A 14,690-nucleotide genomic window follows, 5' to 3' on the forward strand; every position below is an offset into this window, starting at 1 on the left:
GGGGCGGGTCGGTGCAGGGCCGGGCGGGCGCGGGTCAGGCCCGGGGTGAGAGCAGGGTGGCCCGCCCCGGGGCCACCGCCAACGACACGGACCGGCCGATCCGGGCGTCCGGTGGCACCCGGACCCCCAGGAGGTGCTCCCCAGACCGGACGGTCAGGTGCACGCCGTCGCCGGTGAACTCCGAGTGCGTCACCTCCGCGAGCAGCGCCGTCTCGTCCGCGTCGTCCGTCACCGTGAGGCTGTCGTGGCGCAGCAGCAGCCGGACGGCCCCGTGCGCGGTGGGCCGCACCGCCAGGTCACCGACCGGGATCCGCCAGCGTCCGCCCAGGGCCACGGCGTGCCCGTCGTCCAGTTCGGCGTCCAGCAGTACCGCGCCGGCCAGGAAGTCCGCGACGAACGCGTCCGCCGGGTCGTCCCAGAGCCGCTGGGGCGTGTCGAACTGGACCAGCCCCCCGTCACGCAGCAGGGCGATCCGCGACCCCAGGGACAGGGCCTCGCGCTGGTCGTGGGTGACGATGAGGGTGGCGCAATCGGTGGCGGCGAGCATGGCGGCCAGTTCCCGGCGCAGTCCCCCGCGCAGCTGCGGATCCAGTGCGGCCAGCGGTTCGTCCAGCAGCAGGGCGTCGGGCTGGATCGCCAGCGCCCGGGCCAGGGCGACCCGTTGCCGCTGTCCTCCGGAGAGCTGGTCGGGACGGCGTTCGGCGAGGTCGGAGAGGTGCGTCAGTTCCAGCATCTCCCGAACCCGCTCCTCGCGGCGGGCCGCCGCGGTGCCGCGGGCACGCAACCCGTAGCCGATGTTGGCGGCCACGCTCATGTGTGGGAAGACCGCGTAGTTCTGCGGGACCAGGCCGATGTCGCGCCTGGCCGGGACGAGGCCGGTGAGGTCCCGCCCGGCCAGGCCGACGGACCCCTCCGAGACCGGGACCAGCCCGGCCACGGCGCGCAGCGTCGTGCTCTTGCCGCAGCCCGAGGGGCCGATGACGGCGACCGTCTCGGCGGGGGCCACGTCCAGGGACACGCGCTCCACGGCGGTGGTGGGGCCGTAGCGCACGGTGAGGCCGTCCACGGTCAGCCCGGCCGCGCGTGCGGTGGTCGGCGCGGATCCGGTGGTGGCGGATGCGGCGGCTTGGGTGCTCACGGGGTCCTCCTCGGGGCCCGGCGCCGGGCCAGGACGATGGCGGTCAGCACCGGCGCGACGAACGCGATGAAGATCATCGACTGTGCCGACGCGAGTTCGAGGCGCTGGGTGGAGTAGGAGTCGAACAGGGCGAAGGGCGCGGTGGGCGTGGCGGGCGGGTTGACGAAGAAGCTGACGTTGAACTCACCGAAGGACAGGGCGAAGACCATCGTCACGGCCTGGGTGACGGCGACCAGGCAGGCCGGGACGGTGATGGTCCGAAGGACGCGGACCGAACCGGCGCCGAGGCTGCGCGCGACGCTCTCGTTGGTGCGCAGCTCGTCGTCGGCCAGGGCGGGTGCCAGGGCCGCCAGGGTGAACGGCAGGGTGAAGACGAGGTGGCCCAGGACCAGCAGCAGACCGCTGGGGCGCAGCATCGGGTAGGTGCCCACCAGCGCGACGCTCAGCGCGATGCCGGGCACGGCCAGCGGCACGTTCACCAGGTAGCCGGTCAGGCGGGTCAGGACCGAGGGGTGGCGGGCCACCCACCAGGCCAGCGGACCGCCGACGGCCAGGTTCAGCACGACCACCAGGGCGGCCACGGCCAGGCTGCGGCCGATCACCGGGGCCAGCGGCGGCCAGGCGTAGGCGAACCAGTCCAGGGTGAGGCCACCGCCCCAGGGCCCCTGCGAGAAGTCGACGCTGGTGGCCGCGACGAGGGTGGCCAGGATCGGGATGACCACGAACGCACCGGTCAGGCGCGTGACGATCCGGGTCATGAGGCCACCGCCCGACGGACGGCACGGGCCAGGACCCGGCCCAGGACCAGCGCCAGCACGGCCGTCGCGGCGAGGATCACCGCGAGGGTGGACGACGCGGCGAGCCGGTATCCCGTGGTGAGTTCGTTGGCGACGTTGAGCGGCAGGAGCCGCACTCCCTCGGACAGGGTGGCGACCGTGCCGTACCCGCCCAGGGCGACCGCGATCGCGGTGCCGCTGGTCTCGATGGCGGCGGGCAGCAGCAGGGGCAGGGTGACGGTGAGGAACACGCGCGGGCGGGAGGCGCCCAGGGTCCGGGCGCTCTCGGTCAGTGAGGGGTCCAGGGTGGCGGCGGCGCCGCGCAGCGGACCCAGCACGCGGGGCAGGGAGAAGTAGAGGTAGGCGATGAGGAGTCCGGTGAAGGTGTAGGCCAGGCCGGAGAAGCCGTCCCACGCCAGGCCCAGCAGCCCGGTGCGGCCGGTGAGGACGATCGCGAAGAACCCGATGATGATGCCGGGCAGCGCGATGGGCAGGGTGAGCAGGGCGTCGGTGGCCGCGCCGCCTCTGCGGCCCGCGCGGTCGTCGTCGGCCTGGCGCAGCACCACGGGCACCGCGACGCAGAGCGTGATCAGGACCGAGCCCACGGCGATGTACAGGGAGTTCAGGAGCGCGTCGCGGACGGCCGCCGAACCGAACGCCCGCGCGTAGTGCTCCAGTGTGGGGCCCCCGTCGGCCGGGGGCTGGCCCAGTCCGAGGGAGTTGGCGACCATGACCAGGACGGGGTAGGCGCTGAACAGGCCGATGACGGCCAGGGCGGGGAGCGCGGCGAGCCAGGCGGGTGCCCCCACCGCGCTCCGGCGGGTGGCCGGGGCGGCGCCCCCTCCGGTGACGGGGGCCGCGCGCCCTCCGGCGGCGGTACGGGAGGGCACTAGAAGCCGACCTCGTTCTGGTAGAGCTCGATGAACTCCTGCTGGCGCTGGCCCTGCTCGACGTAGTCGACGGTGGTGGCCCGCTCGTACTCCTCGGGCGGCAGCACCTTGTCGGCCAGCTCGTCGGGCATCTCTCCGACGACCGGGCGCATGTACCCGGCGGCGAACAGGTCCTGGCCCCGCTCGGAGAAGTAGAAGTCGAGGAGCTCGCGGCCGTGGTCCGCGTTGGGGGCGCCCTCGACCAGCCCGACGATGTAGGGGATCTGGAGCGACCCCTCCTCGGGGATGACGACGGAGACGTTGGCGCCCTCGTCGCGCAGTTTGTAGCCGTTGAAGTCGGTGTCGATGAGGATGGGGATCTCGCCCTGGGCCACCTTGGCGGTGGCGGTCTGCGCGGAGGTGGAGGCCCCGTTGTCCTTGAGGCCGTTGAGGTAGTCCAGGCCCGGACCCCAGTCGTCGAAGTCGCCGCCCAGGGCGACGTTGGCGGCGGTGGCGGCGGAGTAGCCGACGGCGGCCTGGGTGGGGTCGAGGTAGCCGACCTTGCCCTCGTACGCGGGGTCGAGCAGGTCGTCCCAGCCGCGCGGAACGGGCGCGCCGTCGAGGTGGTCCTCGTTGACGATGAACGCGATGGTGCCGGTGTGGACGCTGGTCCAGGCGCCGTCGGGGTCACGGAGCTCGTCGGGGACCTGGTCGGCGCCCTCGGGCACGTACGCCTGGAGGACCCCGGACTCCACCAGCTGTTCACCGAAGGCGATGCCGGTGTAGGCGACGTCCGCGACCGGGGAGCCCTTCTCCGCCTGGAGCGCGGCCAGGGCCTGGCCGGAGTTCTTGGGGTCGTTCGGGGCGCTGACGCCCGTCTCCTCGGTGAAGGCGCGCAGCACCTCGCCGTAGTTCCCCCACTCGGAGGGCGAGTTGTAGGTGATGACGACCTCGCCGTCGCCCGAGGCCGATCCCTGTGGGGCGTCGACGTTCCCGCACGAGGTCAGGGCCAGCACGGAGAGGGTCACGGCGGCGCCGGTGAGCGCCGTGCGTCGGTGGGACATGAGGGCTCCGAAGGGTGGTCGGGCGGCCCGGTCGGCGGGCCGAGGGTGGTGGGGGGCGCTTCGTGATGAAACGATTCACCAGAGGGGTGACCTGCACTGGCGTGCCCGGTGTCCGGAGGGCCAACGGCCCGGGAACCCTCGGCCAACCCCGACACCCCGACCCGGGCGGCCCGCCCGCCGACGACCCGGTGTCAGCCCAGGTACGAGCGGTGTTCGCCCGGTGGACACCCGTCCCGGCGCGCCCACGGCACCCGTGGCGCACCCGCCGCCGCCCCGGCATCATGGCCGGACACCTCCCCTTCGGAAGGACCCTCCATGCCCGCCTCTCACAAACGCGTGACCCTGCGCGACGTCGCCACCCGGGCGGGGGTCTCGGTCGCCCAGGCCAGCTTCGCGCTCAACGGTCAGGGCCGGGTGGCCCCCGCGACCGTGGAGCGGGTCCGCCGGGCCGCCGCCGACCTCGACTACCAGGTGGACGGCCGGGCGCGGGCGCTGCGCACCGGTCAGAGGTCGGCCTACGGGGTGGTCATCCGCAACATGCGCAACCCGTTCTTCCTGGACGTGCTGCGCGGCATGGAGGTGCGGGCACACCGGGAGGGCGCCTTCCTGCTGATCCTCAGTTCCGACTACGACGTGGACCGCGAGGCCGCCGCGCTGCGCAGGCTGGCCGCCGAGGGCGTGGGCGGTGTCGCCATCAGCCCGATCGGCCGCCACGGTCCGCTGGCCGCCTGGCTCGCCCGCCACCCCGACGTCCCCGTGGTGGCCTTCAACCGCACGCCCGATCCCACTCCGGCCGAGGGCGTCCGACTGTCCACGGTGGGGCCGGACGACGCGGCCGCCGTCGCCCTGGCGCTGGAGCACCTGCGCGTCCGGGGGCACCGGAGGGCCACGCTGGTCATGGCGCCCGAGGGGTTGGCGGCGGACTGGGGACGCGAGGAGGCGTTCGTCCGCCTCTGTGAGGAGTGGGGCCTGGTGGGGACCGTCGTGCGCTGCCCACTGGACCACGACAGTGTGGCCCGCATGGTCGTGGAACGGGTCCGCGCCGGAGCCGGTGGCGGGGCGGCCGGACACGAGGCGTTCGTGGTCAACTCCGACTACCTGGGCACGGCCGTGTACGCCGCCGCCCGCTCACTGGGGGTCCGGGTGGGCCGGGACCTGAGTGTGGTCGGGCACGACGACCTGGCCACCTCGGAGCTGCTCGACCCCGGCCTGACCACCGTGGGGCTGGACCGCGAGCTGTTGGGCGACCACGCCATGCGCCTGCTGATCTCCCCTGCCGAGGTCCCCGAGGGCCGCCGTGTACGGCTTCCCGTGCACCTGGTGGAACGGGACTCGGTGGCCTTCCTCGACGGCTGACCCACCGCTCCCCCCGGCCGCGACCGCGCCGCGAACAGAAACCGCGCAGGGGTCCCCGCGCCGTGGGGACACGGTGAGAGCGTTCGCGGCCACACACAAGCGTGGCGTGTCGCACCCCGACATCTCAGCCCCAACCAGGACAAACGCACGTAGACTCGGCCGGTCTACCGGGGCCTCCGGTGGGCGCTTCCGATTGAGGGGCAACCTCTTCTCCATGTCTTCCACCCCGAGCACACGCGTGCCCGAAACCGGCCGACGACCCGACCCCTGGGTGGTCGGAGTCTCCGGCGGCCTGCTGATCGTGTTCGTCCTGGCCGCGCTCATAGCCCCCACAGGGGTCAACGCCGCCGTCGACGCGGCGTTCGCGTGGTCGGCGCGCTGGTTCGGCGCCTACTGGCAGGTCCTGCTCCTGGCCACCGTCGGCGTCGCCACGGTCCTGGCCTTCTCCCGCTACGGGCGGGTGCGGATGGGCGGGACCGACACCCCCGGGTTCACCTGGTTCCGTTGGGTCGCCATGGTCCTGACCACCCTGCTCGCCGCCGGCGGTGTCTTCTGGGCCGCCGCCGAGCCGCTCGCCCACTACGTGGACCCGCCGCCGCAGTACGCCGACATGTCCGGCGGAATGGAGGGCGCCTCGGTCGCCCTCGCGCAGACCTTCGTCCACTGGGGCTTCCCGGCGTGGGCGATCGGCGGTTCGCTGGCCACGCTGGTGATGATGCGCGGCGTGGAGAAGGGTCTGCCGCTGCGGCCCCGCACGCTGCTGTGGCCGGTCATGGGCGAGCGGATCCGCACGCACTGGGTCGGCACCGTCGCGGACGTCAGCTGTGTGGTCGCGGTGGTCGCCGGAACGGTCGGCCCGATCGGCTTCCTCGGCCTCCAGATGTCCTACATCGGCGGCGAGATGTTCGGCGTGGGCTCCGGGTTCGGCACCCAGGTCGCGATCATCGTCGGTCTGACGGTCGTGGCGACCATCTCGGTGCTCAGCGGTCTCGACCGGGGCATCCAGCTGCTCAGCCGGATCAACGTCTGGGCCGCGCTGGCCCTGGTCGTGTGCGTCGTCGGCCTGTCCTCCCTGCCCTTCGTCGTCGACCTGTTCCTCCAGGCCAGCGCCGTGCACGTCCGTGAGTTCGTGCCGATGACGCTGTTCCGGGGCGACACCGAGTGGCTCGGCTACTGGACCGTCTTCTTCTTCGGCTGGTTCATCGGCTACGGCCCGATCATGGCCATCTTCATCGCGCGCATCTCGAAGGGCCGCACGGTCCGCCAGATCTACCTGGGCGCCACCGTGCTGCCCGCCCTGGTCACCTCCGTGTGGTTCACGGCCCTGGGCGGCAGCGGCCTCTGGCTCGAACAGCGCGACCCGGGGGCCATCTCCGGCCCCTACGAGGAGCACGGCCTGCCCGCCGCGGCACTGGCGATCGTGCAGGCCCTGCCGCTGAGCGCCGTGCTGGCGCTGGTCATGGTGGTCGTGACGCTCATCTTCTTCGCGGCCACGCTCGACGCGATGTCGTACTCGATCTCCTCCGCGAGCATGCACTCCGGCGAGCCCTTCCCGTGGGTGCGCGCCTTCTGGTGCGTGGGGATGGGAGCCGCCGCCATCGTGCTGCTGACCGTGGGCGACAACGGGGTGCAGGCCCTCCAGTCGTTCATCGTGGTGACCGCCGTGCCGGTGGGTCTGATCCTGCTGCCCACGCTGTGGAGCGCGCCGCGCCTGATCAAGGAGATGGCGGTGGAGCAGGGGATCGTCTCCGTCCCCGCCTCCCGCGCCGGGACCGAGGACGAGGAGTCCGGGTCCGCCGCCGAGGCCGGGGAGACCGAGGCGGAGCGGGTGACCGTCGGCTAGGTCGTGGCCGGGCCCAGCCCGGCGACGGGGTGCACGAAGGGCGTCGAGGACCGGTGGTGGGACCGGGCTCGGCGCCCTCGTGCGCTCAACGGTCCGGGTCCCGGCCCTCGCGCGTCGCGGACCGGCGCGCCCCCGCCGTCGCCCGGCCCAGCCTGGACCGGACGGCGACCGTGGCGCACAGCACCACCGCGGCCCCGCCGAGGACCGTGGGCCAGGTCAACCGCTCCCCGAGCAGCAGCGCGGCCCATGCCAGGGTCATCACCGGCTGGGTGAGCTGGATCTGGCTGACCCGGGTCATCGGGCCGATCGCCAGACCCCGGTACCAGGCGAAGAAGCCCAGGTACATACTGACCACCGCCAGGTAGGCGAACGAGGCCCACTCGGCCGGGGTCCCGCTCGGCGGCTGCTGGGCCACCGCGACCCCGCACAGGGCGATCATGAGCGGCGCGGCGAGCACCAGCGCCCAGGACACCGTCTGCCAGGCACCCAGTTCCCGAGCGAGGAGACCGCCCTCCGCGTAGCCGATCGCGGCCGCGACGACCGCGCCGAGTAGCAGCAGGTCCGACCAGACGAGGCCGTGACCGCCTCCCGCTCCCTGGACGGCCGCGAAGCCCGCCGCAGCGACCGCGCCCACCGCCGCCATGGCCCAGAACACCGCCGGGGGCCGTTCGTGGCCGCGCAGCACCGCCGTCACGGCGGTCGCGGCGGGCAGCAGGGCGATCACGACCGCGCCGTGGCTGGCCGAGGCGGTGGTGAGGGCGAACGAGGTGAGGAGCGGGAACCCGGCCACCACGCCACCGGCGACGAAGGCGAGGCGGAGCCACTGGGAGCCCCGGGGCGGGCGCTGCCGGGTGAGCGTGAGCGCGACGGCCGCCAACAGGGCGGCGACCACGCCGCGAGCCGATCCGACGAACAGGGGCGACAGGGTCCCGCCCGCCACGGCCACGCGGGTGAGCGGCACCGTCAGGGAGAAGGCCGCGACCCCGAGCAGCCCCCACCAGAGCCCGGTTCGCGTGGATAGCACTTGGGTCTGATGGAGAGTAGCGCTACTATTGATCCTCATGTCCAACGATAGCAGTGCGCGCATTATCGAAGGGCTGAGCGCGTGGATCGCCCAGGCCCCGCCCGGGGCACGTCTGCCCTCCACCCGCGCGCTGGTGGCCGAGTACGCGGCCAGCCCGGTCACGGTGCAGAAGGCGCTGCGGACACTGGCCGCCCGGGGGACCGTGGAGAGCCGTCCGGGCGTGGGCACCTTCGTACGCGCGGTCCGGGTCGCCCGGCCCCACGACTACGGCTGGCAGACGGCCGCGCTCGGCACTCCACGGCACCGCTCCCCCGGACTGAACACGGCGCTGCGCACCCCGCCCAACGACGCGATAGCGCTCCACTCGGGTTACCCGGACCGGGACCTGCTTCCGGAGCGCCTGGTGCGCGCGGCCTTCGCGCGCGCCGCCCGGGGCGAGGCCACCGTGAGTCGGCCTCCGGCCACCGGGCTGCCGGACCTCCAGACCTGGTTCGCCCACGGCCTCGGCGCCCACACCCCCGCGGGGGTCACGCCCCCCGCTTCCGCTGACGTGCTCGTCCTCCCCGGAAGCCAGAGCGGGCTGGGCTCGGTGTTCCGCTCCCTGGTCGGCGCCGGTCGGCCGCTCCTGATCGAGTCGCCCACCTACTGGGGCGCCACGCGCGCGGCCGCGCAGGCGGGCGTGGAGACGGTCCCGGTCCCCAGCGGGACCGACGGCCCCGACCCGGACGTGCTGGACCGCGCGTTCGAGCGGACCGGGGCACGGGTGCTGTACGCGCAGCCCAACTTCGCCAACCCCACCGGGGCCCGTTGGTCCACCGACCTCGGTGACCGGGTGCTGGAGACCGTGCGCCGCCACGGCGCGTTCCTGGTGGAGGACGACTGGGCGCACGACCTCGGGATCGACGCGGAGCCGACCCCTCTGGCGGCGCGGGACGACGCCGGGCACGTGGTCTACCTGCGCTCTCTCACCAAGAGCGTGTCCCCGTCCGTGCGCGTGGCCGGGATGGTCGTCCGGGGCCCCGCGAGGGAGCGCATCCTCGCCGACGTGCAGGCCGAGGCCATGTATGTCAGCGGGGTGTTGCAGGAGGTGGCTCTCGACGTCGTGACCCGGCCCGCCTGGCGCACCCACCTGCGGGGGCTGCGCCAGCAGCTGGCCGCCCGCCGCGACCTGCTGGTCGAGGCGCTGCGGGAGCACGCGCCCACCGCCTACCTTGCGGCGGTCCCCCGGGGCGGGCTCAACCTGTGGCTGCGCCTGCCGGACGCCACCGACCTGCCCCGTGTGGTCCGTGAGTGCGAGGAGGCGGGGGTCCTCGTGGCTCCGGGCGGTGAGTGGTTCCCCGCCGAACCCACCGGCCCCCACCTGCGGCTCAACTACGCGGGCCCCCGACCCGGCGCCTTCCCCGAGGGGGCGCGCGTGCTGGGCCGGGCCCTCGCGCACGGCTGAGGACGCTCCGGGGACTCCGGCCTAGGCCCTGCGCCCGGTCAGGGCGAGGAGGCGGGTCTGGGGGTCGGCGTCGGCGTCGACGGGCACCCGCTCCGCGAACAGGCTGCTCCCGGACAGGACCGCGGAGTTCTCACTCGCCCAGGGCAGGAGCTCCGCGACCAGACCGGGGTCGAGCCGTTCGTCGGCACCGACCGCCCTGGCCAGGTCCCAGGCGTGGACCCCGAGGTCGAAGGTCATCTGCCACAGGTACACGTGGCCCGGGACGTCACCGAAGGACAGGTGGACCGTCCGCTCCGGCGCGGAGGGGGCCAGCCACGCGGTGCGGGCCTCACGGGAGGCCACGGACCACGTGGTGGCCGGTTCCTCACCGAGCATGTCGCCGTCGAAGCGGTCCCCCACCTCCTCGATGGTCGCCCCGTCGAGCAGGGACGGAACCCACATCTGTTCGGAGGTGAGGTGGTTGACCAGGTCGTGCACGTCCCATTCCGTGCAGGGGGTGGGTCGCGCCCAGTCGGTCAGGGCCACCTCCGCCACGCGGCGGTCGAACTCCGCCATCGCGGTGCCGTGCAGGTCGACCAGGTCGGCCATGGTGTCTCCCCGTGTTCGGATTCCGTTCCGGGGCTGCCTACCCGGTACCCCCGGCGCGCCAAACCGGTTCGCCCCGGCGTGCGAGACTGAGGGCGGCGCATGGAGCAGATCTGAGAGGTTGGACCCCCGTGGAACGCGGTCATGACATCGTCCTGTTCGGCGCGACCGGCTACACCGGGGCGCTGACCGCCGAGTACCTGGCCACCAACGCCCCGCGCGGTCTGCGGTGGGCGCTCGCGGGCCGGGACCGGGACCGCCTGGAGGCGGTGCGGGCGGAGCTGGCCGAGATCGACCCGGACCGGCCTCTGCCGGAGCTGCTGCTGGCCGACGTCGACGACACCGCCTCGATCCGCGCCCTCGCCGCGTCGGCTCGGGTGGTGATCTCCACGGTGGGACCCTACGGCGAGCACGGCGAACCCCTGGTGGCCGCCTGCGCGGCCGAGGGCACCGACTACGTGGACCTGTGCGGCGAGCCCGCCTTCGTGGACCTCGTGTACGTCCGGCACCACGCCACCGCCGTGCGCACCGGGGCGCGGATCGTGCACGCGTGCGGATTCGACTCCATCCCCCACGACCTCGGCGTACTGTTCACCGTGGAGCGGCTGCCCGAGGGGGTGCCGTTGCACGTGGAGGGGTTCGTCCGGGCTCAGGGGAACGTCTCGGGTGGCACCCTGCACTCGGCCGTGGACGCCTTCGCGGACCCGGCGGGCATGCTGGAGGCGGCCCGGGAGCGGCGCCGGGTCGAGGAGGCCCCCCACGACCGTCGGGTCCGGATCGACCGCCGCGGCCGTCCGCGCACCCGGCTGGCCCGGGGGTGGACCGTCCCGCTGCCCACCCTGGACCCCCAGGTGGTGGTCCGGTCGGCGGCGGCCCTCGAACGCTACGGACCGGACTTCACCTACGGCCACTACGCGGCCTTCCGGCGGTTCGGCAGCGCCGTCGGCGCGGTCGGCGCGGCGGCCGGGGTGATGGCGGCCGCCCAGGTGTCGCCGTTGCGGGACCGCCTGAAGTCGCTCCGTCCGCCCGGTGCGGGCCCCACCGAGGAGCAGCTCGCCAACGGGTGGTTCACCGTGCACTTCGCGGGCTCGGGCGGTGGTCGGCGGGTACACACGCTGGTGTCGGGCGGCGAGCCCGGGTACGGGGCCACCTCGGGGATGCTCGCGGAGTCGGCGCTGTGCCTGTGGCAGGACGACCTGCCGCCGACCTCCGGCCAGGTGACCACCGCCGTGGCCATGGGCGGGGCGCTCATCCGGCGGCTGCACCGGGCCGGGATCGACTTCGAGGTCCTGCGCACGGTCGAGGACTGAGGGAGGCGACCCCCGCCCGGCCGGGACCCCTTCCTAGACTGTCCGGGTGACAGACGCGTCCGAGACCCCCCGTGGCACCACGCCCGTTCCCAGCGATCCCACGGCCTCCCCCTCCGGAGCACGCGACCCCGGCCCGGTGGCCTTCGTCCTCGGCGGCGGCGGGGTGCGCGGTGCCGTCGAGGTGGGCATGATCCGCGCGCTGCTGGAGGAGGGGATCACCCCGGACCTCGTGGTGGGAACCTCCATCGGCGCGATCAACGGCGCGGTGCTGGCCGCCGACCCCTCGTGGGAGGCGGTGGAGCGGCTGACCCGGACCTGGACCTCCGAGGAGGCCAACACGGTCTTCGGGGAGGCGGTGGGCCGTCAGCTGCACCGCATCGTGACGACCCGCACCCACCTGATCTCGCCCGACCCGCTGCGCCGCCTGCTGGTGAAGATGCTGGGCCCGGATCCCGTGTTCGAGGACCTGGCGGTACCGCTGCGGGTGGTGGCGGCCAGCATCGAACGCGCCGCCGAGCACTGGTTCTCGGAGGGGCCGCTGATCGAGGCCGTGCTGGCCTCCTCGGCCGTCCCGGGGCTGCTGCCGCCGACCCGGATCGACGGTGAGCACTTCATGGACGGCGGGATCGTCAACTCCATCCCGATCGAGGCCGCCGTGCGTGCGGGCGCGCGCACGGTGTACGTGTTGCAGGTGGGACGGGTGGAGGAACCGCTGTCGGTACCGGCAAACCCGGTGGAGACGGCGCGGGTGGCCTTCGAGATCGCACGCCGCCACCGCTTCGCCCGGGACCTGGCGACACTGCCGGAGGACGTCCGGCTGCACGTGCTGCCCAGCGGGGGTTCCTTGGAGGGCGACGACAGGCCGCTGGCGTTCCGGAGGCTGGACACCGTACGGCGTCGGATCGACCGTGCGTACGAGGCGTCCCGGGGATACCTCACCGGGGCCGGGGCGACTTGACCTCAACCATTGTTGAGCGTTCAGGGTGGTGCTATGAGCATGATCGAGATCGGCGCGGTGCTGCCCACCGCCATGGACGAACTGACCGATCCCGGGACCCCGGGAGTCGCCCTGGCCGCCAGGGCGGTCGAGGAGCGCGACCTGGAGTCACTGTGGGTGGCCGACCTGGTCCTGGGTGACGGGACACCCGCCCTGGAACCGACCCTGGCCCTGGCCGCGGCGGCCTCCGTCACCCGGAGGGTCCGGCTGGGCTTCGGGGTCCTGTCCGTACCGCCCAGACCCGCCCCCTGGCTGGCCGCGCAGGTCGCCACGCTCCAACACCTGTCCGCCGACCGGATCATCCTGGGCGTGGGCGTCGGCGGCTTCCCCGACTCACCCCTGTGGCGGGCGCTGGGCGTCCCCTCCACGGGGCGCGGCCGGACCACCGACGCCGTGCTCGACCTCCTGCCGCCACTGGTCACCGGCGAGGAGGTCCGTATCGCGTCGGCCGACACGGCGCTGCGGCTGGCCCCGCCCGCGCCCATGCCGCCGCTCCTCGTGGGCGGCGGCGAGCGGGCCTTCGAGCGGATCCTGCGGCTGGGCGCCGGGTGGTTCCCCTCCCAGCTCTCCCCCGCCGTCCTGGAAGCGGCCGTGGGACGCCTGCGTGGCCGCGCCGAGGAACGGGGGCTCCCCCGTCCACCGGTGACCGTGGGAGGCCACCTCATCCTCGGGGAGGGGCCCTCGGCCCGCGAGGCACACGACACCCTGGTCCGGCAACTCGTCGAGGAGCACGGTGTCCCCGAGGAGGAGGCCGTCCAGGCGCCGATCACGGCGCGGACCCCCGAGGAACTCGCGGAGGTCTACGCGGCGTACGCGGAGGCCGGGGCGGACCGCGTCGTCGCGAGCGCGGACAACGTGGGATGGATGGAGCAGTTGGACTTCGTGGCCGAGGCCCGCGCCCTGCTGCCCGGCTAGACCACGGGTTCCGCCCGGCCTCGGCTAGGTCGTGTTTTTTGGATCATTCCTCCCGCCCGTCGCCCGCCACCACCCTCAACGGACGCCTTCGGCGCTGTGTCCTCGCGTTACCACCAGGCTGCCTCTCACTGCCCCGATGAAGCTCGGACAGCCAACCCCGGGCTGCCTCTCGCTCCACGGCTTGCGAGAGATTGCCTGGAGGCCGCTCGCATCGATGGCGGCTCCGCCGCCACCCGCGAAAGCATCCAAAAAACACTCCCTAGACCGTCACGTGCAGGGCGTAGACGCCCTCGGTGGTGGCCAGGACCACCACCCGGTCCGGGGCGGCGACCAGGTCCTCCAGCTCGCCCGGCCAGGTTCCGGGGATCTCCACGACCGGCTGTCCCGGGCGGTCCAGGTACCGGACGCGCAACCGGTCCAGGTACCAGGAGCCCAGGCCGCCGGGGCGGGCGTCCTCCTCCTGGTAGACGGCGACCGCCTCGCCCTCCCACTCGGCCAGGGAGACCAGCGTGCGCGGCCCGCCCAGCTCAGCGACCAGTTCCAGGTCGGGCAGGGAGTGGATGCGGCCCGCGACCGCCAGCAGGGATCGGCCGCCCACCCGGGCCGCCACGGTCTCCGAGTCGGCGTGGCTCTCCACCTCGCCCAGGTACTCGCCGTCCTCCAGCCGGTACACGCGCTCACGGGGGTGTTCGTAGTCAGCGAGGATGACCGGGTCGAACCCCGGGTCCTGCCCCGGTGCGACCAGGAAGTCACCGGCGAAGGACATCCGCTCCCCCCGGGCCTCGTGGCCGGGCCGGGAGTCGGTGAGGTCGGGGACGGTCGCCCCAGTGAACGGGTCCACCGCCCACCAGCGGGTGCCGCCGTCGCCGTCCTCACCGAAGAGGAGGACCACCGCCTCCTTGTCCAGGACGCGCAGGGCCACGTCGTCGGGCCACAGCTCTCCGGGCTCCGCGAGGTCGGTCTCCAGCAGGGACGTGCCGGTGCTCGGGTCGCGCACCGTCACCGAACGCCGGGAGGCCTGCACCAGGACCGTGCCGGGCCACTCCTGTCCCTCGGGTGACCGCGCCAGGTTGACCGGCCCCTGCGCCTCGAAGGCGGTGCCCAGGGGACGCAGTGAGCGGGTGTCGAAGGCCCGCGCCTCGTACCGCGACTTCCTGGGGTCGGGGTTGGGGTCGACGTCGCCGTGGACGAGGACCGTCCGCTCCGCCAGGAACAGGCGGGGAAACCTCAGCCCCCTGCGCCACAGCCGTTCCGCGCGCACGCCTGAACCTCCCCCAGTTCTGTCTTACGTATCCGCTCGCCACAAAAACCGTAGCGGGTGCCAGATCGGACCGCCCCCTGATCGGGGAGGCCGTAGGTGGATCAGCAC

General features: G+C 73.7%; 13 protein-coding genes. 6 read left to right on the top strand and 7 right to left on the bottom strand.

The genetic code is table 11. From position 1 onward, the window contains the following. Positions 1–34: 34 nt before the first annotated feature. The 4 genes from AC0VYL_RS14885 to AC0VYL_RS14900 form a co-directional block, all read right to left on the bottom strand. The gene (locus tag AC0VYL_RS14885) at positions 35–1,138 is read right to left on the bottom strand and encodes an ABC transporter ATP-binding protein (protein ID WP_475480494.1); all 1,104 of its coding nucleotides are present in this window, start codon (positions 1,136–1,138) and stop codon (positions 35–37) included. After that, the gene (locus AC0VYL_RS14890; RefSeq protein ID WP_475453424.1) at positions 1,135–1,896 is read right to left on the bottom strand and encodes an ABC transporter permease; all 762 of its coding nucleotides are present in this window, start codon (positions 1,894–1,896) and stop codon (positions 1,135–1,137) included. The genes AC0VYL_RS14885 and AC0VYL_RS14890 overlap by 4 nt, the downstream gene beginning before the upstream one ends. Further along, entirely contained in the window at positions 1,893–2,723 is an 831-nt protein-coding gene (locus AC0VYL_RS14895; RefSeq protein ID WP_475463079.1) for an ABC transporter permease subunit, read from the bottom strand. Before AC0VYL_RS14895 ends, AC0VYL_RS14890 begins: the two co-directional genes overlap by 4 nt. 80 nt (positions 2,724–2,803) lie before the next feature. Beyond that, positions 2,804–3,847: an extracellular solute-binding protein gene (locus AC0VYL_RS14900; protein WP_475453427.1), complete on the bottom strand. Its 1,044-nt coding sequence runs from the start codon at positions 3,845–3,847 to the stop codon at positions 2,804–2,806. Positions 3,848–4,162: 315 nt separating this feature from the next. On the opposite strand from AC0VYL_RS14900, the gene AC0VYL_RS14905 reads away from it, so the two are divergent. Together AC0VYL_RS14905 and AC0VYL_RS14910 are read left to right on the top strand one after the other, a co-directional pair. Next, positions 4,163–5,203 carry a LacI family DNA-binding transcriptional regulator gene (locus AC0VYL_RS14905; protein WP_475453429.1) on the top strand — a complete coding sequence of 347 codons (1,041 nt, stop codon included), beginning with the start codon at positions 4,163–4,165 and terminating at the stop codon, positions 5,201–5,203. A 214-nt stretch (positions 5,204–5,417) separates the two neighbouring features. After that, entirely contained in the window at positions 5,418–7,046 is a 1,629-nt protein-coding gene (locus AC0VYL_RS14910) for a BCCT family transporter (protein ID WP_475480495.1), read from the top strand. Positions 7,047–7,131: 85 nt separating this feature from the next. Here the strand turns inward: AC0VYL_RS14910 and AC0VYL_RS14915 are convergent, their stop codons facing one another. Next, on the bottom strand, positions 7,132–8,070 hold the full coding sequence (locus AC0VYL_RS14915; RefSeq protein WP_475480496.1) for a DMT family transporter: 939 nt from the start codon (positions 8,068–8,070) through the stop codon (positions 7,132–7,134). Positions 8,071–8,107: 37 nt separating this feature from the next. Here AC0VYL_RS14915 and AC0VYL_RS14920 point away from each other — a divergent pair, with 37 nt between their 5' ends. Continuing rightward, on the top strand, positions 8,108–9,514 hold the full coding sequence (locus AC0VYL_RS14920; protein WP_475480497.1) for an aminotransferase-like domain-containing protein: 1,407 nt from the start codon (positions 8,108–8,110) through the stop codon (positions 9,512–9,514). A gap of 21 nt (positions 9,515–9,535) precedes the next feature. On the opposite strand, the gene AC0VYL_RS14925 is transcribed toward AC0VYL_RS14920, so the two are convergent. Then, a complete protein-coding gene (locus tag AC0VYL_RS14925; RefSeq protein WP_475480498.1) occupies positions 9,536–10,102 on the bottom strand; it encodes a TIGR03086 family metal-binding protein in 567 nt (188 codons plus the stop codon). 128 nt (positions 10,103–10,230) lie between these two features. Between AC0VYL_RS14925 and AC0VYL_RS14930 the strand changes: the two genes are divergently transcribed. Genes AC0VYL_RS14930 through AC0VYL_RS14940 form a run of 3 tightly spaced genes read left to right on the top strand, consistent with a single transcriptional unit; the run spans position 10,231 to position 13,321 of the window. Continuing rightward, entirely contained in the window at positions 10,231–11,409 is a 1,179-nt protein-coding gene (locus tag AC0VYL_RS14930; RefSeq protein WP_475453442.1) for a saccharopine dehydrogenase family protein, read from the top strand. A 46-nt stretch (positions 11,410–11,455) separates the two neighbouring features. Beyond that, positions 11,456–12,367: a patatin-like phospholipase family protein gene (locus AC0VYL_RS14935; protein ID WP_475480499.1), complete on the top strand. Its 912-nt coding sequence runs from the start codon at positions 11,456–11,458 to the stop codon at positions 12,365–12,367. Between the two features lie 33 nt (positions 12,368–12,400). Beyond that, positions 12,401–13,321 carry an LLM class flavin-dependent oxidoreductase gene (locus AC0VYL_RS14940; protein WP_475480500.1) on the top strand — a complete coding sequence of 307 codons (921 nt, stop codon included), beginning with the start codon at positions 12,401–12,403 and terminating at the stop codon, positions 13,319–13,321. A 259-nt stretch (positions 13,322–13,580) separates the two neighbouring features. Here AC0VYL_RS14940 and AC0VYL_RS14945 read toward each other — a convergent pair whose 3' ends face one another. Next, positions 13,581–14,582: a hypothetical protein gene (locus AC0VYL_RS14945; RefSeq protein ID WP_475453449.1), complete on the bottom strand. Its 1,002-nt coding sequence runs from the start codon at positions 14,580–14,582 to the stop codon at positions 13,581–13,583. Between the last annotated feature and the right edge of the window lie 108 nt (positions 14,583–14,690).

This window comes from Nocardiopsis sp. iso_238 (genome assembly GCF_056173325.1).